Here is a 25,653-nt window from a genome sequence, read left to right as displayed (position 1 = left end):
AATTATTTACGGGATGTTGTGCTAGGTGACCGGTTCTAGTTCTGCGGCGCGGAATACTGCTCCCTCGAGACCGCGCCGCACTCCCCGGTAAGCCACGATGGTATCGAATTGCTATTCTGTTCCGTAGCTATTGGCCACGCACATGAATGCTCTCTACACACTCGCCGCTTCGTTCAGTCAGCCGACTATTTTCCGACTCCATTCGCGAGACACCGCAGTCGCGACCGTTTGATCCTGATCTGCGGTCAGGCCGCTGATGCCGATTGCACCAATCGCTCGCCCCTCATTGTCGTGAATTGGGGCACCTCCCGGTAGAGAAGTCAAATGCTCATCACAAAAGTCGCCAAGCTGTAGTCGCTCCCGCAGCAGTCGTTCGTGGAATACGGCCGTCTCCACGCTCATCCTGGCAGCCGTGTAAGCCTTGCTCTGCGCAATTGCTATGCTGCGTATCGGAGATTTGGGCTCGCGCAAAAAGGCGACCAAAAAACCGCTCTCATCACAAATTGCAACGCAGATAGGGCGGGCATATTCTGATGCCGCCATGCCCGTTGCACGGGTAATGAGTCTCTGTGCAATGCTCGAATCAAGTGCATATGTCATCGCGCTTCCCATCTGTATTAAATCAGGCAAAACCAAGCACACTTACAAAGATCAACGCGATTGCAACCATAAAAATTTTCAATATCGTAATTGCAAATATATCCGGGTATGCCTGTTTGTGTGTCAAGCCGCATACGGCCAACAGCGTAATGATGGCTCCATTGTGCGGGCCGGTGTCAAAGCCGCCCGATGCGATCGAGGCGAATCTATGCAGGATTTCCGGCGACATGTGTACGGCGTTGGCCCAATCCAGCCACATCTTACTAAACAGGTCCAGAGCAATAGAAACGCCTCCGGACGCAGAACCCGTGATGCCGCAAATGATATTGATGGTGACGGCCATCGATGCAAGGGGATTGTCACCACCAATTTTCATCGCCATGATGCTCGCGATAATCGCCTTGAACCCTGGCAATGCAGAAATCACATTTCCATAGCCGACCTCTGACGCGACATTCATGATTGCCAATAGCGATCCCACGGCTCCGGCACTAATGGCTTTGCTCATAGTGCCTTTCGACATTGTGAAAAATCCGACTGAGCCGGCGATCACAATGCCAACCGCAACCGCAATGATGAGTGACCAAGTGCTGATGACCGTCTTGACTGAAGTCGCCGCGAGGGGCAACTTCATGTCGATGATCGGATTAAGAACCGCCGGATTCCAATCGACGACCTTATTGCCGAGATAGTTGATGACCAGAACGGCCAGTAGCGGCAACAGGGAAACCTGCCATGAGGGAAGCTTCGATGTGTGCGCCGTGGGTTCATTCAATGTGTGGTCGCCGTAACCTTCTCCCTTCCTATGCGCTGTTTTTTCTCGATAGGTGAGCCACAGCATGCCGGTTGCAAACATTACGATAGCAATGAAGATTCCCAAGTAGGGACCCGCATAGATCGTTGTTCCCAGGAACTTAGTGGGGATGATGTTTTGGATTTGTGGCGACCCCGGGAGGCTGTCCATTGTAAATGTGAAGGCTCCCAAAACAATTGAGGCAGGTACCAACTTCTTCGGGATGTTTGCTTCGCGGAATAACGCAGCGGCGAATGGATAGACCGCGAACACCACGACGAACATGCTCACGCCACCATACGTCAGAATGGCAGCTGAGAGAACTGCAGACAGTATGGCGCGGCGAGGTCCCAACGACTGGATCAAGGTGTGGGCAATCGATTTCGCCATCCCGCTTTCTTCCATGATTTTCCCGAATACGGCGCCGAGCATGAAAACGGGGAAGAAATTCTTGACGTAAATCGCCGCTTTGACCATGAATATTTCTGTATAGGTCGGCATAACCGGCAGGCCTTGCGTCAGCGCTGCCAGTAAGGCGAAGATTGGAGCAAAGAATATTACTGAGTAGCCACGATAGGCAAAGAATATTAGCAGAGCCAGACTTGCTGTAATTCCTAGGATTTCCAACATAAAGTCTCCATAGTGTTCCAATAGATCGATTTGCGCCCGCTTGTATCGATTCTATTTTTTATAAATCTGATAGATGTTGAGGGGTGGCCGTCAATATCCGATGGGCACGATTGTTAATCGCACGCCGGTGTGAGCGTCCATTTTTCATGACGGTCAGAGTTTGGGTGTTTGGAAAGGGCAGGGCTTCGACGGGACGTCGAGCAATGCGGCGATCAGACATGGTCAGCGAGTCGCACGCTCCTTCGTGGCGAACAGGCGGCAATTGAGTGTTGGGTTACTATATTTTGCGCACGCTCTGCAAGCAACACAGTGCTCGCGTAACGGTGGAACAGCGCCGGAACCATCGCGGCTTAGGACGGGTACAGAATTAACGGCAAGAGAAATGCAGTCGCACTGCCGCGCCGATATTGCGCGCGGCAGTACGCACGAGTGTCACCAGTTCACGATCGTCTCGCTCTTGGCTTACTTCGCGGTCGGCATTGCGAACTCGGCGCCCTTGCCGATGCTCGACGACCAGCGCTGCATCACCGACTTCTGGCGCGTATAGAAGCGCACGCCTTCCTCGCCGTACGCATGCATGTCGCCGAACAGGCTCTTCTTCCAGCCGCCGAAGCCGTGCCAGGCCATCGGCACAGGAATCGGCACATTGATGCCGACCATGCCGACCTGGATGCGCCGCGCGAATTCGCGCGCGATGCCGCCGTCGCTCGTGTAGCATGCGACGCCGTTGCCGAACTCGTGCGCGTTGATCAGGTTGACGGCTTCGCCGAAGTCCTTCACGCGCACGCAGCCGAGCACCGGTCCGAAGATCTCTTCCTTGTAGATGCGCATGTCGGGCGTCACGTGGTCGAACAGGGTGCCGCCGGTGAAGAAACCTTCCTCGCGACCCGACACGCGCAGCCCGCGGCCGTCGACCACCAGTTGCGCGCCTTCGGTGACGCCTTGCTCGATATAGCCTTCGATGCGCTTGAGCGCTTCGCCGGTGACGATCGGGCCCATCTCGACTTCCGGCGACATCCCGTCACCGATCACCAGCTTGCGCGCGCGCTCGGCGACCGCCGGCACGATCTTGTCGGCCACGTCGCCGACCAGCACGGCGACGCTGATTGCCATGCAGCGCTCGCCCGCCGAGCCGTACGCAGCGCCGATCAGCGCATCGACGGCCTGGTCGATATTTGCGTCGGGCATCACGACGAGGTGGTTCTTCGCACCGCCGAGCGCCTGTACGCGCTTGCCCGACTGCACCGCGCGCTGCTGCACGTAGGCCGCGATCGGCGTCGAGCCGACGAAGCTGACGGCCTGCACGTCCGGGTGGTCGAGGAGCGCATCGACCGCGCCCTTGTCGCCCTGCACGACGTTGAACACGCCGGCGGGGAGGCCTGCCTGCGTGAGCAGGTCGGCGATGAACAGCGCCGCCGACGGGTCGCGCTCGCTCGGCTTCAGCACGAACGTGTTGCCCGTCGCGAGCGCGACCGGGAACATCCAGCACGGCACCATGCACGGGAAGTTGAACGGCGTGATGCCCGCGACGACGCCGAGCGGCTGGCGCATCGTCCAGTTGTCGATGCCGGTGCTGACCTGGTCGGTGAAGTCGCCCTTCAGCAGTTGCGGCACGCCGCACGCGAATTCGATGACGTCGATGCCGCGCGCGACTTCGCCCTGCGCATCGGAGAACACCTTGCCGTGCTCGGCCGTGATGATCGCCGCGAGCGTGTCGCGGTGCTCGTTCATCAGCTGCAGGAAACGATGCAGCACGCGCGCGCGGCGGATCGGTGGCGTCGCGGCCCAGGCTGGGAACGCGGCGTGGGCGGACGCGACGGCCTGTTCCACTTCGTCGTTGCCGGCGAGTGCGACGCGGCGCACCGCACGGCCGAGCGCCGGATTGAGGACGTCCTGGAAGCGGCCGCTGCGGCCGGCGACGGGCGCGCCGTCGATGTAGTGGCCGACTTCGGCGTCGGACGTGTACGCGGGAACCGTGGTCATTCGTGTCTCCTGGGGATGGGGTACGGACTGAGCCTAGTCTAGGCAAAGCAAGGGAGCGGGAGAAGATCACGCTGCTTGATTCACTGTTCAAAATTTTGAATAATCCGTAAATGAACCCGGAAAATGTCCAGGCCCTTTGGCCGCATATTCATTCGCTGACGGTGCTGGCAGTGGCAGGCAGTTTCACGGCTGCCGCCCAGCGGCTCGGCATCAGTAAGGCCGCGATGAGCCAGCGCATAGCGGACTTGGAGGATGCGGCTGGTGTTCCGCTCGTGCGCCGCACGACGCGTAGCGTGCGGCTCACTGAAGCCGGCCAGACGCTGGTAGATAGCACGCGAGAAGCTTACGAGACGATCGAGATGAACTTCGCTCGTGTGCGCGATTGGACTGGCGAGCCACGTGGACTAATTCGGGTGACGGCGCCCGTTGCACTAGGCCGTCAGCAAATCGTGCCCCGAATTCCTGAGTTCATTGCTCGCCATCCGGCCGTGCGTATTGAGCTAGAACTGTCGGACAGGTTGTTTTCGCTATCGCAAGAAGGATTCGATCTCGCTATTCGTCATACGACGACCGCCCCGCAGACGCATGTCGCGTGGACCCTTTGTGAGACGCGTTCCCTGTTGGTTGCGAGCCGAAGCTATATCGCTAGGCGGGGTCTTCCTACTCATCCGAAGGAACTGAGCGATCACGATTGCCTATGTTATTTGAGAGGCAATGAGTCCACCGCTTGGAGCTTCGAACCACATGATCGGCGCCGTGCGCGCGTGAGCGTGCCTGTGCGCGGATGCTTTGCAGCAAACAATAGTGAGGCGATGCGCGAGGCCGCCCTTGGAGGATTAGGCATTGCGTTGTTGCCGGATTTCAGCGCGCAGCATGATGTGAATGCGGGCAACCTCGTTCCGATTCTCCGCAACTGGAGTCCGTCAGGCGCGTTCGGCAATAACATTTTCGCGATCAGGCCATATAGTCCTGTTGTCCCTAGCGCAGTACGTGTACTGGTCGACTACCTACGCGAGCAGCTTGCCGGAGGTTTCAAAGCAGGTTGATTGCGGAATCTCCGAATACGAGGTGCATGCTGCAACGTTCGTCGTGCTGGTGAGCCTCTTCAACCCAACGGATATGCATCATCGCTGTCGGTACATTCGACTGTTCGCAGACGGCGGCGACGCGTCAAATTAGCCGATCTATCGCTCGAAGCTTCGATTCGTGTCTCGTCAAAGACAGCGCAAAGTGGGATGGCATCATTGCGAACCTAGGGATCAAACGTGAATGATCTTGTCCCGCACGCAGCCGAAATGCGGCTATGTCCCTCTATCCGGCCAGACATCATCGAGAGTGAATTTTCACATCATTAATAGTAATTTTACGGAAGCTGCAGCATCCAATAGTGTGATCGCTGACTGTTTGGACTTCAATGTCTAACGTGTGTTTTCGTTGTCAGTGGAGTCCTCTTTGTCCCACCCCACGTAAGGATCACATCATGTCATTTACGCTCCCGCCGCTCCCGTACGCTGAAGAGGCGCTCGCGCCGACCATCTCGAAAGAGACGATCGAGTACCACTACGGCAAGCACCACCAGGCTTATGTGACGAACCTGAACAATCTGATCCCGGGTACGGAATTCGAAAACCTGCCGCTGGAAGAGATCATCAAGAAGTCGTCGGGCGGCATCTTCAACAACGCCGCCCAAATCTGGAACCACACGTTCTTCTGGAACAGCCTGTCGCCGAACGGCGGCGGTGCACCGTCGGGCGCGCTGGGCGACGCGATCAACGCGGAGTGGAGTTCGTACGACGCGTTCAAGGAAGCGTTCACAAAGGCGGCAGTCGGCACATTCGGTTCGGGCTGGGCATGGCTCGTGAAGAAGGCCGACGGTTCGCTCGGCATCGTGTCGACGAGCAACGCAGCAACGCCGCTGACGACGGCCGACAAGGCGCTGCTGACGATCGACGTGTGGGAACACGCGTACTACATCGACTACCGCAACGCACGTCCGAAGTTCGTCGAAGCGTTCTGGAACATCGTGAACTGGGACTTCGCAACAGCGAATTTTTCGTAGCCGGTGGATTGCGTGCCAATCGACAATGACTTCCGGATATCTTTGGCACATCAAATCATTCGGGTCGTTTGATGTCCCTCCGTCAACGGACATTACGCAATGCTCTATGACGGTATGGGTGTCTCGTCGATCTGCGTGACGTCGGTGGCTGTGCTCATTAGGACCGGCCACAACGCGGCGAACCCGAGCAGGAGGTGGATCGTGCGATCGCCGATGCCGAACGACATCACAGCGAGCGGCATCGCCGACAACGGCGACACCATACGCAGGAAATGGAGCGTCGGCGACAGCATCCGGGCGACGCATTGCACGCTGCCGAACCACAGCCCGAGCCGGACGCCGACCAGCAGCGCGGCCCCGAGCCAGACGCCGATACGTCGCAGGCTGACAAGCGCACGCTCGACAAGATGATCGTGACCGCAGGTTGGTGAGTGCGCTGTTCGGCGCGAAGTGCCGGCCGAGCGAACCGAGCTCGACAAGTTGATTGCGGCTCCCCAGACGGTGACAGTCACAACGAGCTCAGCCACGCCGGGCCATCCAGAGGAAACGCGTGCTGGGTAGCGGGAACTGCCGGTCCGGCGCGTGTTGCGTACGGACGAACGGCAGGTGGCAAGTGCATCTGACAACGATGATCTCCTCCCGCCGGAACGCGCGCGATTGACCTGATGCCGATAGTCAGCCGATCGCGTCGCCGCTTTTTACACACGAACCGGTTGTCGACGAGATCGCGAGCCGCGAACGCCGGGTCGAACGACGCGAGGAAGGGGAATGCGCTATCGCCATCGATCACTGTCCGCTTCAGCCGCTGGACCAGTGCCTCGGTGTGGCTCGGGAACGGATGCGGCTGGAAGTCGATTTGCTTCGTGTGCCAGTCGCCGTGGCGGGCCTCGCCGCTCGCACGATACGTGCCGGCCACCAACCCCGACGGAACCAGCACGCGGTCCAGCGCCGCGAGTGTATGCGGCGAATATCCGCGAGATCTCCTATAAGGCTGTGTGCCCGCGTTGACTACCTGAACGAACTCAAGGCTTTTGCGGCGTGGGAGCTGTTGGACGTAGCTTGAGAAGCGCATTCTTGTAGCGTCGCTCCCAAGCATCGATCGCAAGCCAACGATCTCGCTCCTCCATGTCCGTAAAAGCATTGTCGTTATAAATCTGCCATAAACGGGTCAGACTGGCGAAGGGATGGGGTCTTTCCAGCAGATGGCAAGCGTCCCCCTTTTGTATATCGCCAGTTTGTAGCACGCTGTAGTACCAGCCGACGCAACCCTGTTCCTGAAGAAACTTGGCGACCCCGCGTTGATCGAACTGGGAGTCGATCTTCCAGCAAGGGCGCCGCGGCCGGGTAACCTGTACCCGAACCGATCCGATTTGGTAGATATCGCCGATGCAAACGTTGCTCTCGTTCATTCCGGATACGATCAGGTTTTCACCGAGCATGCCCTCGTAAACCACCATGTTGGGAAACTCTTTCCGTATCAAGGGATATACGTGTTCTGGCATCTGGTGCACCGCCTGACCGTAGCCTCCGTGGAAGAATGAATCGGCCTGTTCGTCACCAATAAAGCCGGAGGCGATAACAGATACTTTGTCGACTTCGTATTTGTTGATGGCGCTTGGCTGCTCTCGGGCAAAGGGCATTGCCTCGCCGATTTGTAGCCTCTGCACAATGCCCTGAGGCGTTGTCTTGCCCCCCACGGCCACTTCCCGTTCGCTGTTCGCCGCGGTCCCAATAGCGCACTGCTCCATGTTTTCGTACGAGAGAGTGGGCAGCTTGTGTTCCATCAAAACCTCTTTTCTTCGCAAGTAAGCACATTTGGGGTTTCCGGGGCTGCGCCAACAAAACCGCGGCGGTGTTAGTTGCTCGGATCCCTACGCGACGATATGTGATTCTCTGAATCGCCACAAGTAACGAATAGTGAGCGAAGATATCACTGATAGTGATATTCATCGCGACAGAAAGGGTTCCCGCCCGTCGTTCAAGACATTCGAACAGAAGCGGGTAAGTCCTTTATCGAAAGCGGCGGCCAATGGGCTACGACGCGGCAAGAATTGATGGAATCCGTTGACGTCGTGGTGTCGATGGCTTTCGGACCTGTCCAAATCGAACAGCTCCACGAACAACTGCGCGAGCTGCGCGCGTCACGAAACGTCCACACGCGAAAACACGATCCGCCGTTCTGCACGGCACCGAGCGCATCACATCAATGGGGCCCTCGTGGCCCCTTCGTACTTGAGCGAATTACTCGACATTGCGCCGCCGTTTAAGCGCGGTTCTGGACCGCCATCAACACAGGTGGCCGCTTACGCCGTTTGCGCGCAGACAAGGGATACAGCCGCATATCTCAGGGCGGGCCTCTGGAAGGCGAAAAGCCGAGGGAGCCTCAGTATCCCGTTGCCAACTTGCAGGTACGGGCGGGATGATATATCCTTGGGTTACCTGCCGGCCGGTAAGCAAGCCAGGGGCGACACTTGCTAGGTAACTCCACTTAGAGCTTCGGATGCCCCATCTATCCCAAGCTCGCGTCGGCCGTGCGGAGGAAATTGCGTCATGCATGCGGACGGTAGACTGCAGTAGATTAAGCGGAAGGAGACATCGATGGCTAGCGCGGATAGCTCGCTGCGTCAGATGGTCGAGCGCTGGCTCTCCCCGGACACCAGCAAGGGAGTCCGGGTCACTGAGTTCAGAAACAGACATAGGCGATCAGGGCAAGAATGCTACGTACAGGTTGAGGCATTGACGCAGGCCGGTTCAATCTCGCTGTTCTTCTTTCGCTATCCAGACGGTACGTGGAGCGTATTCCCACCAAGTCGGCAGCGATTGGCAATGTGTATCGGCAGGAGTTCGACGAATGCTTAGTCTCTCGTGCAAGCCGCTTCGACAAAAGTCGTCGGGGCTTCGTGTAGCGGAGGCGGCCAATGTGCAAGTTTCGCAAACGATTGTAGAGAGTCGCATGGGTCAAGTGAACGCCATTTGTACGTCAATCGTACCCTCCGCCATGAGAGGGCGTGAAGTGCCTCCTGTCAACCTCGAGAAGCGCCTTTATAGGTTCATTTTGCGCACGGGGATTTATGCGCCAGTAGTCCGTACCAGAGAGCACAGTCCGTGCGCAAAGAGCGCCGCGTTTGAAATCGGCATATCAAATTCTCAAGTAGTGGAGACCGGTGTATTCAGAATCAAATCCCACCGTCCAGATTCGGATGGTAACGAACGCGCGGCGTCCTATGTGGTTTCAATCGCTCCCGGTGGACGTCGTGTCGACATTGCGCGACTCGCCAATATTTGCGGTGCAGCGAAGCTGCAGAGAGCGAAGCCGGAAGAGGTTTGGCGGGTAACTGGATGCGCCCCGGGCACTGTAGCCGCCGTCGGCTTTGCCCAGGGCACTAGTGTGGTCGTGGATGCGACGATCCTGGATTATTCCGTAGTCGCCTGTACCGCGGGTCGTGCGGACCTCTTTATGCTTTTGCGCCCAATGGACATTGTTCGACTATGCCTGGCGACGGTGCACGCAATTACCTAGTCGCAACAACATATACCGTATGCACGGGTGAGATTGAAAGCCCGTCGATTCTCGAGCGGAAGCTCTGCAGCCTCGATCGGCGATAGATGCCGCGTTTTGGGATCCGTGTCGGAGCAATGAGGCTGGAACGAACCCGGCCGACGCCCCGATGACTGCATGCCGCGCTGTGTAGCGGTCAACGCGGAAGGGATGGGAATATCGGCCATTTATAGGGAGTGCGCCCGCCTATATTGCATTGCCGTGTCGTCCCGTCGACTCGGGAATCACGTTTCGCGCCGCGCCGCTAGGTCGAGGAAAACCCTCGGTTGACAACTAACCGGCCGGCAGGTAACGTTGATTCAAATAGAGGTAAGTGCGCCAGTTTGCAAGGCGGGCGCACAAGCCCGCGTGTCCGTCTTCGACTCTGAAAAAAGGATATTGGTCTAATGGAATTCAAAACACTGATTATCGAGGTGGCAGACAGGGTCGCCACCGTTACGTTGAACCGACCACCGGTCAACGCCCAGAACGCCGAACTGCGTGCAGACATTACGGACTGCTTCGACATCCTTTCGGATCGCGACGACGTGGCTGCCGTAGTGTTGACCGGATCCGGAAAAGTTTTTTCGGCTGGTGCGGATATTCGCGAGCGCCCGAATCTCGCAGACGCTCCGGGCGCTTATGGCCGCCACAACCGTCTCGTGCGAGAGTGCTATTACGCCCTTGTCGAATGTAGTAAGCCTGTCGTTGCGGCCATCAATGGCCCAGCAATGGGTGCGGGGTTCGGTCTCGTTATGGGTTCCGACATTTGGGTGGCGTCCGAGAACGCCTACGTGTCGATGCCGGAGATCAACGTCGGCCTGGCCGGTGGCGTGTCTTTTCTGCAGCGATATTTCGGCCGCTCGCGCGCGCGCCGTATGTTCTTCACCGGCATGAAGGTGAGTGCAGAGGAGTTATACCGACTGGGTTTGGTAGAGGCATGTCTGCCACAAGAGGAACTGATGCCTTACGCGATGGAAATCGCACGGGAAATGGCTTCCAAAAGTCCCGTCGCACTGCGCCTCGCGAAAGAGGCCGCACGAATGACAGAAGTGATGCCATTGCGCGATGCCTACCGCTACGAGCAGGGCAACACGGTCGCCTTGTCACGCACTGAGGACGCGAAGGAAGCCCAGCGTGCCTTCCTCGAAAAGCGCGCACCGGTTTATGTCGGTCGCTGACTCTGGTTGATTTTTCGTAAGATCGTTTAGGGATTCATATGAACGTTGTTGACACCCGCGTGGAGATAAGCGACGCCACCGGCGAGCGCGACGAAGAATTCTACGGCGCGTTTCGTCAGGAATTGCTCGAGTTCATCGATACGCATTGTCCTGCTCAATTGCGCGAAGTCGTGTGCAGTAATCAGAAACTGGGACGTGCCCACTTTGCGCGTTGGCAACAGATTCTCCATGCTCGTGGGTGGGGCGCGCCAAGCTGGTCGCTCGAATATGGCGGAACCGGGTGGGACTTGCGCCAGCGCTATATCTTCGAAGAAATCACGGCGCAACTCGATTGCCCGCCGTTGTATCACCACGGAATCGGCCACATTGGGCCCGTCATCATGCACTTCGGTACCGCGGAGCAGAAAGCGCGCTTCCTACCGCGCATCGTGGATGGCAGTGAGTGGTGGTGCCAGGGGTACTCAGAGCCTGGAGCCGGGTCAGATCTCGCGTCGCTAAAGACCCAGGCTGTGCTCGATGGTGATCATTATGTGATTAACGGGCAGAAAATCTGGACCTCGCATGCGCACGAGGCCGACATGATGTACACGCTCGTCCGCACGTCGAGTGCGGGCCGCAAGCAGGAAGGCATCACGCTACTTCTCGTCCCGCTGGATACGCCGGGATTGGAAATCCGTCCGATTGAGACGATCGATCGATGGCATCACGTCAACGAGGTCTTTCTCAAGGATGTACGCGTGCCGCTGTTCAATCGTATTGGGGACGAAGGCCAGGGTTGGACGTGCGCGAAGTTCCTACTGGACCGAGAGCGTCTTTCGCCGGCAACGGTGCCGCGGCTCGCGCGTCAGCTCGAGCAGGTCGGCGAACTGATTCGCGGTCGTATCCGAATGGAAGGTCCGACGCCGAGTTTGGTGCAAGCGCTCGGACGTCTCCTCGAAGCAGAGGCTTCCGCGAATGGCGCACGCGAAATGCTGCTGAGCGCGATACAGGAAGAAATGCATGGGACGTTGCAGTCGTCAAAGTCGTCGGCACTCAAACTGCACTGCTCGGAGTTGTCGCAAGAAATCGCAGGATTGGCGTTCGACCTAAGTGCGTCGGAGTTTGGAGGACGTTTGTTGCCTGTCCAGCCGGACCCTCACGGTTTAGACGAGCTCGAACTAGAGCGGCAACTCGTACACACATATCTCTTCTTCCGCTCGCGCACCATTGCCGGAGGCACCAGTGAGGTGCAAAAGAACGTCATCGCGCGCAACATCTTTGGAGCCTAATCATGTCTTTCCTTGCTAGTGCGATGTTTCCTGGCGACATGTTCGATACAAGTGAGCGTCTCGCTGCAAGTCCGGAATCCGAGCCCGGCAATCCTGCCGCAGGTCAGCCGAGCGGTAAATGGTTGCAGATGCTTGCGCTGGGATGGCAAGGTGTGGTGGTCGCCGAGGAACACGGCGGTGCGGGTGCGACGCTCGAAGAATTGGCCGGCGTGATCGAGGCGGGCGCGCGTCACGTGATGCTGGCGCCTCTGGCCGAACGCTGCGCGGTCGCACCGATCCTCCTTTCGGCGGCCGTCGATCATCCGAGGGCACGTGCGTTGCTGGAGTCCATCGCCGCAGGCGAGGCATCTGCATGCCCGGTGCTGCAGCCTGGCAAGGCGCTTCCGGGTCCAAAAGATGCCGCGCGACTCGATGAGGGCCTGATGTTGAGCGGTGTACTGCGAGGCGCAAACCTCAGCGAACCGGCTGGCCACATTCTCTTTAACGTTCTCGCCGCGGATGGATGCCACGATACGCTCGTGGTGCTGCCGTTCGAACGGTTAGCCGGGCGCCTGCGCTACTTCGTCGGCCTTGACGGCAGCACGACGGCCGACATTGTGCTCGACGGCTTGCCGATTACCGAAGACGACATCGTGCAGCGCGGCCGGACGGTCGAACGTGCGGTCACAATGGCGCTGCAGGCCGGCAGTCTGCTCGCCTGTGTTCAGGCAGTGGGCGCGGCAGGCGCGATGGTCGAGCAAACCATCGAATACCTCAATACGCGAATTCAATTCGGCGTCGCGCTTGCGAGCTTCCAAGCGCTACGTCATCGTCTGGTCGAGATGTACGTGTCCTTCGAGAGCACGCGCGGCATGGTCCGTCGGCAGATCGAACTGGCGGCAGAATCAACCGGCTTCGTGCGCGACACCGCGCTGACTAAGCTGTATTGCGCAGGCGTGAGCCGTCGCCTCGCCGAGTACGCGATTCAGTTGCACGGCGGCATGGGCATGACGTCCGAAATGCTGGCTGCGCGCCTCGCCATGCATTCGTTGGCGGGTAGTCTGCGCTTTGGCGACCGTGGTCAATGCCTGGACTGGCTGACGGCGAACGCCACGGCCGAAGCGACAGCGTGAGCGATATTTCTTGAACCCGACGAACTTCGATATGCACAGTCTCTCTTCGTTTTTCGAACCGCGATCGGTCGCCGTTATCGGCGCCTCGTCGGATCCTGACCGCATCGGTGGTCGCTTGCTTCGCTTCCTGATCGAGTCAGGGTTCGAAGGCACAATTTTTCCCGTCAACAGAAGTGGCGCAAGCGAAATTCAGGGCCTTAAGGCTTATGCGAGCGTTCTCGAGGTACCCGGGGCGATTGACCAGGCGGTAATTGTCGTGCCCGTGTCGGGCGTCGAGTCTGCGCTTGGAGACAGCATATCAAAAGGTGTCAAGAGCGTTGTCGTACTAACCTCCGGCTTCGCTGAAGTCGGAGCGAACGGACGCGAGATGCAAGACCGTCTCGTTCGAATGTGCCGCGACGCTGGCGTGCGCATGTTGGGGCCCAACGCGCTCGGCCTACTCAACGTCGATACCCGTTATTTTGCCACCTTCTCTACCGTGCTTTACGGCTTGCAGCCGAAGGGTGGGCCGATCGCCCTCGCGACACAGAGCGGCGCATTTGGCTCGGCGGCATATGGCATGGCGACGCTGCGAGGCCTCGGGTTTAGCAAGATCATAGCGACTGGCAACGAGGCCGATGTCGACGTCGCAGAGTGCATCGACTATCTCGCCGAGGATCCGCAAACGAGGGTCATTTGCGCAGCACTAGAATCGTGCCGTGACGGGCAGCGGCTGCGTGCAGCCTTGCTGAAAGCGGCCGCCGCGGGCAAGCCGGTGCTCATCATGAAAGTTGGCCGCACCGAACTCGGCGCGGCTGCGGCAAACACGCACACCGGCTCGCTTGCAGGTAACGACGCCATCTACGATACGGTCTTCGCGGAATGCGGTGCGTACCGGCCCAGCTCGATCGAGGAGATGCTCGACATCGCCTATCTATGCTCCGTCACGGGGCGCCTTCCAGCGAACTTGGACGTTGGCGTACTGACTGCCTCGGGTGGTATTGGCGTGCTGATGACGGACGAGGCCGGTGAGCTCGGATTGAAGATGCCGCCACTCCCCGAGGCTGGCGTGCGCGCGACTCTCGATTTGTTGCCCTTTGCGATCGCGGCGAATCCGCTCGACATGACGGCGCAGGTGACCGCGGTACCGGACGGCGTGGTGCGAGCACTTGACGTGATGTTGACGCACAGCTCGTATGGCACTGTGTTCGCGTACCTTGCGCATGTGGGCTTGTCGCCGGCACGCTTCGAGGCGACTTATATGAATTCGCTGACTGAGCTGCGTGCGCGTCACCCTGGCAAGGATGTGGTGACGGTGATGCTATCTGTAGAGGAGGCCGACCGGAAGCTCGAGGCGATCGGCATTCCCGTCTTCGCTGATCCGAGCCGCGCGGTGGCCGCGGTGGCCGGTGCGGCCCAGATGGTGGTGCGCCGCCGGCAGCTCTTTGCGATCGCACCGCCAAGCGAGGTGGCCGCACCGCTCGGCGACGTGGGCACCGAGGCAATGGCCAAGCGCGCCCTCGCAAATGCGGGGCTTCCCGTGCCGCCGGAGCATTTGTGCCGTGACGCGGATGAGGCGGTCCGTGCCGCGCAAGAAGTGGGATTTCCCGTCGTCGCGAAGATTTCGTCGCCTGATATCGTACACAAGACCGAGATCGGTGGTGTGATCCTTGATCTTCTTGATGTCGATGCAGTTCGTGATGCGTTTGCGACGCTCATGGATCGCGCACGCCGCGCTCAATTCGACGCGCGCCTCGATGGCGTACTGATTGCGCCGATGGTCAAGGGGGGCGTCGAGACGATCATCGGCATTCACATGGATCCTACGTTCGGTCCGATCATGATGTATGGCTCCGGCGGCACCGCCGTCGAAATGTATCGGGACGTCGCGTTTGCATCTGCGCCATTGTCGAAGGACCGCGCTACGCAACTCGTCGACAAGGTGCGTTCGACTGCGCTAATGCGGGGCTGGCGCGGAGGGCCACTGCTTGACGAGGCCGCGCTCGTCGACGCGCTGTGCAAGCTCTCCCAATTCGCCGTAACGCACGCCTCGGAGATCGAGAGTGTGGATATCAATCCGCTTGTTGTGTGCGCGAAGGGCGCAGCGTGTCTGGATGCCGTGATTGCGTTGCGTTCTCGTGTTTCGTGATCTCGGAGATTTCGAATGATCCGAACCGACACCGATGCTGCGCAAGGTCTGCTCGATCGAGAGGAGATCCTGCAACGTCTCTACCGCTACTGCCGAGGGATCGACCGAGGAGATGAGGCCGCATTGCGTGCAACCTACTGGCCCGATGCGATAGACCGTCATGGGCCGTATCAAGGAAGCGCCACAGGCTTTTGTGATTGGGCCGTCGACAGACTCAAGCACGCAGGACGCATGTTTCACATGATCGGCAATGTCCTAATCGATTTGAAGGGGAATGTAGCAGCGGTCGAAAGTTACTTCCAGGCCATTCAGGAAGAGCGGGATCTGAATGGGAGCGCCTTCGAGGTATTTTTGTGCGGCCGTTATCTCGACCGCTTCGAACGGCGCGGAGGCGAGTGGAGAGTTGCGGCGCGTACGGTGATTTACGACTGGGCGCGTCGGACGCCGATTCAGTACACGTCCGACGATGAGGCATTCGGCGCCGCGCGACAGCCGCGCGGAGCGCACTATCCGGACGATGCGCTTTATAAGCTGCTTGCGGGTGTCGCGTCGGGGCAATCCGAGAATCCCGCGTAACGCGCGGCGTGCGTTCATCGTGCGATTTGTCTTTTTCAACAACGACAAGAACACAAGAACAACAGCGAGTGCTTCGCCCGCGGTCCTCGGCACGGTGCTGTGCCGACGTCGCGTCATTCTATGGAGACAGTGGGAAGACATGAATACATCCCTCGCAATCGAATCGGCCGGGTCCACGCGTGATCTGCTTGGCGAGTGTCCGTTGTGGGACGAACGTGGCCAGCGCTTATTCTGGATCGATTCTCGGGCCCAGATCGTGAATGCCTGGGAGCCGGACCGGGGGACGTTGCGGCATTGGACCATGCCCCATGAAGTCGGCTCGATCGCGTTGTGCGAAAGCGGCCGATTGCTCGTTGCATTGGTCGACGCGTTCTATCTGCTCGACACAGAGACCGGCGCGCTCGAGCCATTCTCATCGGTTCGTCATCCAGCGCCGGGAATGCGGTTGAACGACGGACGCGTGGACCGTGCCGGACGCTTCTGCGTGGGATCGATGGTGCTCGGCTGGCACGAACCTCTAGGTGAGCTCTACCAGCTTCATGCCAGCGGAGAGGTGCGCACACTCGATAAGGGCTTTTTTGTCTCAAACGCCACTTGCTTCAGCCCCGATGGGCAGTGGATGTATTTCGCGGACAGCTTGGCCCATCAGATCTGGCGGTATCGCTACGACACCGCATCGGGGTCGATCGGTGAGCGAAAATCCTTCGTCAACACGAGCGCCTTGAAGTCCGGCCCGGACGGGGCGACAGTGGATGCTGACGGCTTTGTCTGGACCGCGCTTGTCCTCTCTGGACAACTGGCACGGTTCTCGCCCGAAGGCGCGCTTGATCGCCTAATTGATTTGCCCATTCCCTACCCGAGCTGTCCCACATTTGGCGGGGCACAACTCGACACGATTTACGTAACCAGCATCAGCAATAGCGGAAACGTCCTGCGTAGCGATCATCCCGATGCAGGCTCGCTGTTGGCCATTCGAGGCACCGGTGTGCGCGGCCTAATCGAATCGCGCTTCGCTGATGTTCCGCTTCATTCGTGACAATAACTTGGACTATAGAGATGGAAAAGCAACTGGATGGGCGCGTGGCGCTTGTGACGGGTGGCGCGCGCGGCATCGGCCGCGCGATTGTGGAGCGTCTGGTAAAAGGCGGTGCCGCCGTCGGCATCATCGATCTGCGCCAGGATCTGGCGCAGCAGGCGGCCGACGAGATTCGCGCAGCCGGCGGGCGGGCGAGCGCGTTCGGGGGCGACGTCGCACAACGTGAGACCCTCTTCGGCGCGGCCGCCGCGCTTAAGACTGAGCACGGCCGCCTCGACATCGTGGTCAACAACGCGATGTGGGTTCGCTATGGACCAATCTGCGAAATCACGCCGGAGATGCTACAACGCATGGTCGGCACCGGCTTTCATTCGGTCGTCTGGGGTATCCAGGTCGCCGCGGAGTACATGGAGGCGGGTGGTTCAGTGGTCAACATCGCCTCGGCCGCAGGTTTCATCGGCCTGCCCAACGGTCTCGTGTATTGCGGTGTGAAGGCTGGCGTTCTGGGCCTCGTGCGCTCGGCCGCAACAGACCTGGGGCCGCGCGGCATCCGCGTGAACGCGGTGGCGCCGGGCTTCGTACCGACGGAGGGCGTCAAGCTCAACGTCGATTCCGAGAAAATCAGACTGCGTCAGGCTCGCACGCCGATGCCCCGGCTTGGGACCGTCGAGGACATCGCCGCGGCGGCCTACTACCTGGCCTCGCCGGAGAGCGACTTTGTGAACGGCGAATGCATCAAGGTCGACGGCGGCGCGACGCAGGCGTTCATGTAATCCGCAACAGACTACCCGGAGCATTGTGACAATGAGCGGGAACTATATCCTCGAAGCGAGCGGACTGTGCAAGCAGTTCCGCGGCTTCCATGCGGTCAAGAATGTCGATTTGCGTGTGCGCCGGCACTCCGTCCACGCGCTAATCGGTCCAAACGGCGCCGGCAAGACGACGTGCTTCAACTTATTGACCACTTTTCTGAGGCCTACGGCGGGCACCATACGCTTTAACGGTCGTTCGATCGAGAACAGCAATCCAGCGGCGCTAGCCAACCAGGGCCTTGTTCGCTCCTTCCAGATCTCCGCGATCTTCAGTCATATGACTGTGCTCGAAAACGTTCGCGTCGCGCTTCAGCGGAAAACCCGATGGAGCTATAAGTTCTGGTGCAACGAGCGCGTGCTGGGCGCGCTCGACCAGCGCGCGCGGGAGCTGATCGACATGGTCGAATTAACTCAGTGGATCGACTCGCCGGCATGGACGCTTTCGTATGGCCGAAAGCGCGCGCTCGAACTTGTCACTACTATTGCGCTCGACCCGGAAATGATTCTCTTGGACGAACCAATGGCTGGTCTCGGCCACGAGGACATTACCCCAGTCATGCAGTTGATTGGGCGCGTCGCGCGCGGGCGCACGGTGCTGATGGTCGAACACAATATGAATGTAATCGCGCATCTTTGCGATCGTGTGACCGTGTTGCAATCGGGCGAGGTGCTTGCGGAGGGCACCTACGACGAAGTGTCCAGGAACACCGCCGTCATAGAGGCTTATGTTGGAGGCGAGCATGACTGAGCGCGGTGGCAATGTCTGTCTGCGGGTTGAAAACCTCGTCGCTCACTATGGAGAAACGCGGGCACTCGACGGCGTCTCATTAGAGGTGCGTGACGGCGAAATCGTTTGTCTGCTCGGTCGCAACGGCGCTGGCAAGACGAGCGTCTTACGCTCGATCGTCGGCGTCCAGGTCAAGCGCAGCGGCTCGATCGAAATCAACGGTACGCCAAGTATGCATCTGTCGCCCGAGGCAATCGCGCGGCTGGGTGTTGCGTACTGTCCCGAAGAGCGCGGGATCTTTTCGAGTCTGACTACCGAGGAAAATCTGCTGTTACCGCCGGTACTGAGACCTGGTGGACTATCCGTGTCGGAGATTTACGCGCTGTTTCCGAATCTGCAGCGCCGGTTGGACAGCATGGGCACGAAGCTGTCGGGCGGCGAACAACAGATGCTGGCGATGGCGCGCATCCTGCGCACGGGCTCTAGGCTGCTTCTGCTGGACGAATGCACTGAGGGCCTTGCGCCCGTGATCGTCAAGCGCATCGGCGAAGCCGTGCGCGCCTTGAGGGAGCGCGGCTTCACCATCATGATGGTCGAGCAGAACTTCCGTTTCGCGTCGCGCCTGGCCGATCGCTTCTACGTCATCGAAGAGGGGCGCGTGGTCGACCAGTTCAATCGGGAAGAGATCGATTCGAAGCTTCAGCGCATCGAATCGCTGCTTGGCATTTGAGGTTGCGCCACACGGCCAATGGCCGGCGTCGTGCGGTGATCGCTGCTACGAGACCAGCGTCGTCCGTACCAGAAAAGAATGGGAGACACACTACCGATGGACTTGATTTTTGGCATGCCGCCCGCGGCACTGATCGGGCAGACGGTAATCAGCCTCATGAACGGGGCGTTCTATGCGCTGATGAGTCTTGGATTGGCAATCATATTTGGAATCCTGAGGGTTGTAAATTTCACACATGGCGCGCAATACATGCTGGGCGCATTTGTGGCATGGGGGGTGCTGGAGTATTGGAATCTGAGTTATGGCTGGGCGTTGATCATTGCACCCGTGGTCGTCGGCCTGCTCGGGATGCTAATGGAAAGGACATTCCTTCGACATCTGTATCGCGTCGATCATGTCTATGCGCTGCTGCTCACTATTGGCATGGCTCAGCTGGTCGAGGGCGCATTCAGATTGCGCTTCGGGATTAGCGGCAAACCTTATCCCAATCCTATACGAGGCGGGCTGGACGTGGGCGTCACTTTCCTGCCAGCGTACAGGCTTTGGGTGATTGGCGTGGCGCTGGTCGTCTGCTTCGGCACGTGGTATTTCATCGAGCGCACCAAGCTGGGCTCGTACCTACGGGCGGCCAACGAAAATCCGGATTTGCTGCGCACCTTCGGCGTCAACGTTTCGCGTATCCTGACGCTAACTTACGGTCTCGGCGTCGCGCTCGCCGCCTTTGGCGGTGCGATGGCCGCGCCGATTTATCAGGTGAGCCCCAGTATGGGTGCCAACCTCATCATCATTGTATTCGCCGTCATCGTGACGGGCGGCATGGGCTCGTTGTTCGGATCCATTGTGACGGGCTTCGGATTCGGGCTCGTCGAGGGCCTGACCAAGCTCGTCTATCCCGATGGTGCCGGCGTTGTTATTTTCGTGGTGATGATTCTTATGCTGGTGCTACGTCCGAAGGGTCTCTTCGGGCGGGGAGTCTAAGGAGTTCCGATGAAAAGATCCCTGTTCACGACGGCGTTGCTGGTGGTCGCCGCGCTTGCAATGTGCCTCGCACCTCTGGTGGCTTATCCGCTCTTTCTCATCAATCTGCTGTGTTTCGCGCTTCTTGCAGCGTCGCTCAACCTGCTGATCGGGTACGTGGGTTTGTTGTCATTCGGTCAGGCGATGTTTTATGGTGTGGCCAGCTATGTTACCGGTTACGTGTTGAAGTTCTGGGGCGTCGACGCCATGGTGGGTATCCTGGCTGGCGTCGCGGCCGCGGCGGCCGTCGGCTTCGTATCCGGCTTGCTGGCCATCCGCTGCCAGGGCATTTATTTTTCGATGATCACCCTCGCATTCGCGCAATTGGTCTATTTCATCGTGCTGCGGATTGCGGCGCTAGGCGGTGAGGATGGTTTTCAGGAAGTGCCGCGCGCGCCGCTGTTCGCTCACATCGACACAAGCAACAACATGCACATGTACTACGTCGCGCTGGCGCTGGTCGGCTTTGGCTTCTGGCTGATTTACCGCACAGTGCATTCGCCGTTCGGGCAAGTACTCAAGGCGATTCGCGATAACGAGGAGCGTGCCTTATCACTCGGCTATCAGGTGAACCGCTTCAAGCTGATCGCCTTGACGCTCTCAGCGGCGCTTGCCGGCCTTGCGGGGGCGACCAAGGTGCTGGCGTTCCAGTTGGCCACCTTGACCGACCTGAGCTGGGCCACGTCGGGCGAGGCGCTGCTGATCTGCGTCGTGGGCGGACTACAAACGATGATAGGGCCGGTGGTTGGCGCGCTCCTCATCGTTTCGCTGGAGCATTACCTCGCGCTTGCGGCCGAATGGGTGCCGATTATCCAGGGATTCGTGTTTGTCGTGATCGCGATGCTGTTCCGCAAGGGCATCGTGGGGCAGATTCAGGCGCAGCTCCGACTACGGCGTTTCCGTCGAGCCGAGTCGCGTGTGCTGGCCGAGACGAGAGACGAACCGAAGCGTGGCGCCTCGCTCAACTTGCATCGCCGGTGAGCGGGTAGGCATGACAATCGAGCGGATTCCACCTCATTCCTAGCCATCCCTAAGGATTCGATCTGCAAGCGTGGCCTTGCCGGGAGTAAGGGGTTGGCGGGTGTTTGCGCCGGACCGCCGTATGCGCTGCGTCGTTCGGCTTCTCGGATGCCAGGCGAAGGCATGACGCGCACGCTGGTGGAAAGTGGAAAACCCCTAGCGCGTGTCCGTTGCCGTGGTGGCGAACCGTTGCTATCATTTTTTTAACCCAACAATTTACCTGCCGGCAGGTATGATTCAGGCGTTGCGAGATGGGGAGCTGGCGTCGCCGGTGCTGAACCCGCCACCTCGCCCGAGGTTTCGATGCAAAACGATGCACCCATAAAAACTGGAGACGACGAGTGATGTGCTCTACGAAGAACATTTCCGCGGGCGTCGCGGCCACCTTGCTGCTTTGCGGCGCCGCGCACGCACAGATTTCCGATGGTGTGGTTCGCATCGGGGTGATGGCTGATCAGGCGGGCCCTTATTCGGGTAATAGCGGTCCGGGCTCCACCGTCGCAGTGCGCATGGCTGTCGATGACTTTGGCGGGAAGGTGCTTGGCAAGCCGATCGAGGTAGTCGTCGCAGACGACCAGAACAAGCCTGACGTTGGGACGAATATCGCGCGTGAATGGATCGAGCGCGACAGGGTGGACACCATAGTGGGCGCCTCGGGGTCATCGATCGCGCTGTCGATCAGCGCAATGATGAAGAAGCACGAGAAGCCGTATTTGCTTGTCGGTCCGCGCACGCCGGAGCTCACAGGCAAGGCCTGCTCGCCAATGAACGTCGAGTTTCTGTTCGACAGCTACGGATTGGCGAAAGCCGGTGTGCAGAGCCTGACGCAGCAAGGCATCAAGACGTTCTATTTCATCACCGTCGATTACACCTTCGGTTCGGTCATGCAGGCGGACGCGACCAAACTGATCGAAGCGGCGGGTGGCCGGGTACTCGGATCTGTCAAGCATCCGCTGGGGACCACTGACTTTTCGTCGTATCTGATGCAGGCACAGGCGAGCGGGGCACAAGCCGTTGTGCTGCTCAACGCCGGATCGGATACCGACAACGCCCTGAAGCAGGCCAGCGAATACCACATCGCAAGGGATGGGCATGTCGTGTCTGTGTTCGGTCTGACCATCAACAATGTGTCCGCAATGGGCCTTGACGTGGCTCACGGCTTGCAGTTCACCGCGCCTTTCTACTGGGATATGAACGACGAAACGCGTGCCTGGGGCAGACGCTTCATGGCACGAAATAAGGGTGTGCCACCAACCTACCTCATGGCGAGCGCCTATACCGCGACGCTGCATTACTTGAAGGCCGTGCAGGCTGCCGGCACCGACGAAGGTAAGGCGGTAATGGCCAAGATGAAGGCGATGCCGATCAACGATTTCGAAATGAAGAACATCGGAATCCGCGCCGATGGCCAGGTTCTGGCGCCTGTTTACATGGTCGAGGTGAAGTCCAAAGCCGAGTCGAAATATCCGTTCGATTATTACAAGATCAAGGGCAGGTTGACGCCACAGCAGGTTTATCGTCCGTTGTCAGAGGGCGGATGTGATTTCGCCCAGAAGTGACGGGATTGAAAGGCAGCTGCAACCCCTCCCTTCGAAGCGCATGCGCACATTGCGTATCAGACGCTCCGAGGAGCAATCATTCACGTGATCGAAAAGAGCAGATATGAGCATTAGCATTGAAACCCCATGCGGGAATGAGGAAACGAAGCGACTGGACGTCGTCGTCGTCGGGGCCGGCTTCGGCGGCTTGTACGCAGCGTACCGCTTCCGTCAGCTTGGCCTGAATGTCTTGGGATTCGAAGCCGGTGGTGGCGTTGGCGGTGTGTGGTACTGGAATCGCTATCCAGGCGCCCGCGTCGACTTGATGAGCTTCGACTACAGCTATTCGTTCTCCCCAGAGATTGAGCAGGAGTGGACCTGGTCTGAGCAGTTCGCTGCCCAGCCCGAGCTCCTTTCATACTTCAATTTCGTGGCGGACAGGCTGGATCTGCGCAAGCTCTTTCAGTTCAATACGCGCATCACGAAAGCAAGGTGGGACGAAGAAAAAAAGGTGTGGCAAGTGACCACCGATCGCGGCGAGACCGTCGAAGCGACGTATTGCGTGATGGCGACAGGTCCGTTGTCGATTCCCCGGGACCCGGATATTCCGGGCATCACTCGTTTCAAAGGACAACTGTTGCGCGCTGGCCGCTGGCCGCATGAGGCAATCGCCTTCGCCGGCAAGCGGGTTGGGGTGATCGGCACCGGATCGACGGGCATTCAGATAGTGTCGGAGGTGGGCAAGGACGTTGGCGAACTCTATGTGTTCCAGCGTACGCCGAGTTTTTCGCTGCCGATGCGCAATCGGAAGCTAGAGTGCGAGCACGTAGCGGAGATCAAGCGGAATTATGCGGGTATTCGCGAGGCGGCTCGCAATAGTGCGGTGGGAGGCGTGCGGCCGCAAATCACTCGGCCTTTCTTCAGCTTGCCGCGTGAGCAGCGCACGGTCATCATGGAAGATGCGTGGAAGACCGGCGGTTTGCACTTCCTTGGCTCTTTCTCCGACCTGTTGACGAACCAGGAAGCCAACGATGAGGTGGCCGACTTCGTTCGCAACAAGATAAGCGAGATTGTGAAAAATCCGATCACGGCGGAGAAGCTCAAGCCGCGAGGTTACCCGATTTTCGCACGCCGTCCTTGTCTCGATACCGATTACTACGAGACGTACAACCAGCCGAACGTTCACCTTGTCGACCTGTTCTCGGACCCGATCGTCGAGATCACCGAGAACGGCGTTCGCACGGAATCGGGCGAAATCGAGCTTGATGTGCTGATCTTCGCGACGGGCTATGACGGTCTGACTGGCGCGCTGCTCGCTTTTGATGTCGAGGGGCGTTATGGGCGCACCGTGAAGGAGAAGTGGGCCGAAGGCGCTTGTTCGCACCTAGGGCTGATGATGGAGGGCTTTCCGAATCTCTTCATGACGACAGGGCCGAATGGGCCGGCCGCCCTCGCGAACATTGTCACGATCAGCGAGCATGACGTGAACTGGATCGGCGACGTCATCATGCATATGGCGGCCTATGGTCTTGCCACTGTCGAGCCCACCCCGAAGGCGGAGGCCAATTGGATGGAACTCGTCCGGGTTCTTGCACAACGCAGCCTCCTTTCGAAGGCGAAGACGTGGTACGTTGGCGCCAACGTGAAGGATAAGCCGCAAGGGCTCACATTGTTCGCGGGCGGCTTCCACCGGTACCGCGATCACGCGGCCGCCGCAAAAGACGGTTACCGCGACTTCGCTTTTGAGCCGGTGAAGGAGGCGGTTTCGGCTGACGATTGAATCCGATTGGCAATGGCCGGGATGCTCTTTAGGTTCGGGAGCACCTGGCAGCCGGATTGAATTCGTTTCGAGGGGGAAAGCCGTATTCACTGCAGCCTCAACCTTTTCGCCGGTGTGCGTCTTATCGCGTGGCGGCTTTCTATTACTGGACTTGGGTATCGAAGCGATGCTACGCGCCAGGCGTCGTCGGCGCGTGGGTTAGCACGGCTACCACTGATTCGATGTTGCGGCGCGGGATCGCCCCTCGGTTGAAGCCATGGTTTCTTGGATGTGTCCGGGATCGCGGCGAGATAACGTGAGGTGCTGTCGCGACTCGATTCGAGATGCATCACTGCTTGACGGGGTGATCGTACCTTTCGTGTGGAATCTGGCGGTCTGGGCGCAAAAACCATTGCGAATGAATAAGTTGCAATATCGCTGTTCCTGCGAAAGGCGGAAAGCGGCAAAGCCTTGCTGCAGGCGGCTCCTCGGTTGATCACCACCACTTTTTGCACGAAAGGGTACGATCACCCCAAGTCGCGCTAGTGATCTGCACGCCTCGAGCGCGAGTCGCCGAGCCTAACCTGACCACTGAATTGATATTGCAGATGGTGTCTGCAAATGAGCCACGCCGGGTAGTCAGCAGGTGCTTGATTACAAAAGCAATTTATAAAGGGCCGCAAGGCGGACTCGCGCCAGGGCTAAACGCTCCTAACCGGAAATTTGCATGAAAATCAAAGGCCCCCGTGCTCCAGTGCGTCGCGTTATCCGGGCGTTGCTGTGTGGTCAGCGTCACGATGGCCTTGACCTTGCGCGCCGAGATTTTCGGTTTGCGCCCGGGGTGTGTCTTGTCGTGCTCGATACCCGCTACACCGTCGGCGATAAAGCGGGCCCGCCAGCGCCACCGTGCCTCGCCAGATACCCAGCTGCTCACCGATCTCCTTGTCGGTGTGGCCATGTGCCGCGAGCAATATCATCCTGGCACGCTCGGCCAGTCGAACCGGGACCCTCCGGCCTGCCGCCCACATTTCCAGCTGTTCGCGCTGGCCTTCGCTCAGCTCAACTTTTGCCGCGATTCTCATGGGTCCTCCCTCGTTCCACAAAGAGACCCGCAAATCGCGGTTAAGTTGCATTATTTACGACGAG

At 59.0% G+C, this 25,653-nt stretch carries 22 protein-coding genes and 1 pseudogene; 16 read left to right on the top strand and 7 right to left on the bottom strand.

Annotated features, from left to right (window positions below; genetic code table 11):
• Window positions 1-177: 177 nt before the first annotated feature.
• The 3 genes from AC1Z3W_RS29650 to AC1Z3W_RS29640 all read right to left on the bottom strand — a co-directional run bounded on the left by AC1Z3W_RS29650 (window position 178) and on the right by AC1Z3W_RS29640 (window position 4,006).
• Entirely contained in the window at window positions 178-600 is a 423-nt protein-coding gene (locus AC1Z3W_RS29650) for a GlcG/HbpS family heme-binding protein (protein ID WP_483509085.1), read from the bottom strand.
• A gap of 22 nt (window positions 601-622) precedes the next feature.
• Entirely contained in the window at window positions 623-2,023 is a 1,401-nt protein-coding gene (locus AC1Z3W_RS29645) for a GntP family permease (RefSeq protein ID WP_483509084.1), read from the bottom strand.
• Between the two features lie 462 nt (window positions 2,024-2,485).
• The gene (locus AC1Z3W_RS29640; RefSeq protein ID WP_483509083.1) at window positions 2,486-4,006 is read right to left on the bottom strand and encodes a CoA-acylating methylmalonate-semialdehyde dehydrogenase; all 1,521 of its coding nucleotides are present in this window, start codon (window positions 4,004-4,006) and stop codon (window positions 2,486-2,488) included.
• 110 nt (window positions 4,007-4,116) lie between these two features.
• Between AC1Z3W_RS29640 and AC1Z3W_RS29635 the strand changes: the two genes are divergently transcribed.
• Both AC1Z3W_RS29635 and sodB read left to right on the top strand, forming a co-directional pair.
• A complete protein-coding gene (locus AC1Z3W_RS29635) occupies window positions 4,117-5,052 on the top strand; it encodes a LysR family transcriptional regulator (protein ID WP_483509082.1) in 936 nt (311 codons plus the stop codon).
• Between the two features lie 434 nt (window positions 5,053-5,486).
• Window positions 5,487-6,065 (top strand): superoxide dismutase [Fe], encoded by a 579-nt coding sequence (gene sodB / locus AC1Z3W_RS29630; protein ID WP_483509080.1) that lies wholly within the window; start codon window positions 5,487-5,489, stop codon window positions 6,063-6,065.
• Window positions 6,066-6,169: 104 nt separating this feature from the next.
• Here the strand turns inward: sodB and AC1Z3W_RS29625 are convergent, their stop codons facing one another.
• The 3 genes from AC1Z3W_RS29625 to AC1Z3W_RS29615 all read right to left on the bottom strand — a co-directional run bounded on the left by AC1Z3W_RS29625 (window position 6,170) and on the right by AC1Z3W_RS29615 (window position 7,849).
• On the bottom strand, window positions 6,170-6,592 hold the full coding sequence (locus AC1Z3W_RS29625; RefSeq protein WP_483509079.1) for a hypothetical protein: 423 nt from the start codon (window positions 6,590-6,592) through the stop codon (window positions 6,170-6,172).
• Window positions 6,574-7,002 (bottom strand): hypothetical protein, encoded by a 429-nt coding sequence (locus AC1Z3W_RS29620; protein WP_483509077.1) that lies wholly within the window; start codon window positions 7,000-7,002, stop codon window positions 6,574-6,576. Before AC1Z3W_RS29620 ends, AC1Z3W_RS29625 begins: the two co-directional genes overlap by 19 nt.
• 85 nt (window positions 7,003-7,087) lie before the next feature.
• Window positions 7,088-7,849: an MOSC domain-containing protein gene (locus AC1Z3W_RS29615; protein WP_483509075.1), complete on the bottom strand. Its 762-nt coding sequence runs from the start codon at window positions 7,847-7,849 to the stop codon at window positions 7,088-7,090.
• Between the two features lie 1,067 nt (window positions 7,850-8,916).
• Between AC1Z3W_RS29615 and AC1Z3W_RS29610 the strand changes: the two genes are divergently transcribed.
• The 14 genes from AC1Z3W_RS29610 (at window position 8,917) to AC1Z3W_RS29545 (ending at window position 24,528) form a co-directional block, all read left to right on the top strand.
• Window positions 8,917-9,585 (top strand): aminoacyl-tRNA deacylase, encoded by a 669-nt coding sequence (locus tag AC1Z3W_RS29610; RefSeq protein WP_483509073.1) that lies wholly within the window; start codon window positions 8,917-8,919, stop codon window positions 9,583-9,585.
• Window positions 9,586-10,010: 425 nt separating this feature from the next.
• The gene (locus AC1Z3W_RS29605) at window positions 10,011-10,784 is read left to right on the top strand and encodes an enoyl-CoA hydratase/isomerase family protein (RefSeq protein WP_483509072.1); all 774 of its coding nucleotides are present in this window, start codon (window positions 10,011-10,013) and stop codon (window positions 10,782-10,784) included.
• Window positions 10,785-10,822: 38 nt separating this feature from the next.
• A complete protein-coding gene (locus AC1Z3W_RS29600) occupies window positions 10,823-12,052 on the top strand; it encodes an acyl-CoA dehydrogenase family protein (protein ID WP_483509070.1) in 1,230 nt (409 codons plus the stop codon).
• A gap of 2 nt (window positions 12,053-12,054) precedes the next feature.
• On the top strand, window positions 12,055-13,164 hold the full coding sequence (locus tag AC1Z3W_RS29595) for an acyl-CoA dehydrogenase family protein (RefSeq protein ID WP_483509069.1): 1,110 nt from the start codon (window positions 12,055-12,057) through the stop codon (window positions 13,162-13,164).
• Between the two features lie 10 nt (window positions 13,165-13,174).
• A complete protein-coding gene (locus tag AC1Z3W_RS29590) occupies window positions 13,175-15,292 on the top strand; it encodes an acetate--CoA ligase family protein (protein WP_483509068.1) in 2,118 nt (705 codons plus the stop codon).
• Window positions 15,293-15,307: 15 nt separating this feature from the next.
• The gene (locus tag AC1Z3W_RS29585; RefSeq protein ID WP_483509066.1) at window positions 15,308-15,868 is read left to right on the top strand and encodes a nuclear transport factor 2 family protein; all 561 of its coding nucleotides are present in this window, start codon (window positions 15,308-15,310) and stop codon (window positions 15,866-15,868) included.
• A 139-nt stretch (window positions 15,869-16,007) separates the two neighbouring features.
• Window positions 16,008-16,904, top strand: coding sequence for an SMP-30/gluconolactonase/LRE family protein (locus AC1Z3W_RS29580; RefSeq protein WP_483509065.1), 897 nt, complete (start codon window positions 16,008-16,010; stop codon window positions 16,902-16,904).
• 20 nt (window positions 16,905-16,924) lie between these two features.
• Entirely contained in the window at window positions 16,925-17,677 is a 753-nt protein-coding gene (locus tag AC1Z3W_RS29575; RefSeq protein ID WP_483509064.1) for an SDR family NAD(P)-dependent oxidoreductase, read from the top strand.
• Window positions 17,678-17,708: 31 nt separating this feature from the next.
• Complete coding sequence (locus AC1Z3W_RS29570) at window positions 17,709-18,464, top strand: ABC transporter ATP-binding protein (protein ID WP_483509062.1); 756 nt, start codon at window positions 17,709-17,711, stop codon at window positions 18,462-18,464.
• Window positions 18,457-19,173 (top strand): ABC transporter ATP-binding protein, encoded by a 717-nt coding sequence (locus tag AC1Z3W_RS29565; protein ID WP_483509061.1) that lies wholly within the window; start codon window positions 18,457-18,459, stop codon window positions 19,171-19,173. Before AC1Z3W_RS29570 ends, AC1Z3W_RS29565 begins: the two co-directional genes overlap by 8 nt.
• 96 nt (window positions 19,174-19,269) lie before the next feature.
• Window positions 19,270-20,151 (top strand): branched-chain amino acid ABC transporter permease, encoded by an 882-nt coding sequence (locus tag AC1Z3W_RS29560; protein ID WP_483509060.1) that lies wholly within the window; start codon window positions 19,270-19,272, stop codon window positions 20,149-20,151.
• Window positions 20,152-20,160: 9 nt separating this feature from the next.
• The gene (locus AC1Z3W_RS29555) at window positions 20,161-21,171 is read left to right on the top strand and encodes a branched-chain amino acid ABC transporter permease (protein WP_483509059.1); all 1,011 of its coding nucleotides are present in this window, start codon (window positions 20,161-20,163) and stop codon (window positions 21,169-21,171) included.
• A 383-nt stretch (window positions 21,172-21,554) separates the two neighbouring features.
• Window positions 21,555-22,769 (top strand): ABC transporter substrate-binding protein, encoded by a 1,215-nt coding sequence (locus AC1Z3W_RS29550; protein ID WP_483509058.1) that lies wholly within the window; start codon window positions 21,555-21,557, stop codon window positions 22,767-22,769.
• A gap of 103 nt (window positions 22,770-22,872) precedes the next feature.
• On the top strand, window positions 22,873-24,528 hold the full coding sequence (locus AC1Z3W_RS29545) for a flavin-containing monooxygenase (protein ID WP_483509057.1): 1,656 nt from the start codon (window positions 22,873-22,875) through the stop codon (window positions 24,526-24,528).
• Between the two features lie 724 nt (window positions 24,529-25,252).
• Here the strand turns inward: AC1Z3W_RS29545 and AC1Z3W_RS29540 are convergent.
• Window positions 25,253-25,589 (bottom strand): annotated as a pseudogene (locus tag AC1Z3W_RS29540) (helix-turn-helix domain-containing protein); the annotation flags it as partial.
• Window positions 25,590-25,653 lie beyond the last annotated feature (64 nt).

The sequence above is a fragment of the Burkholderia sp. 10_S31 genome (assembly GCF_056930375.1).
This window is presented reverse-complemented; position numbering and strand designations above follow the sequence as displayed.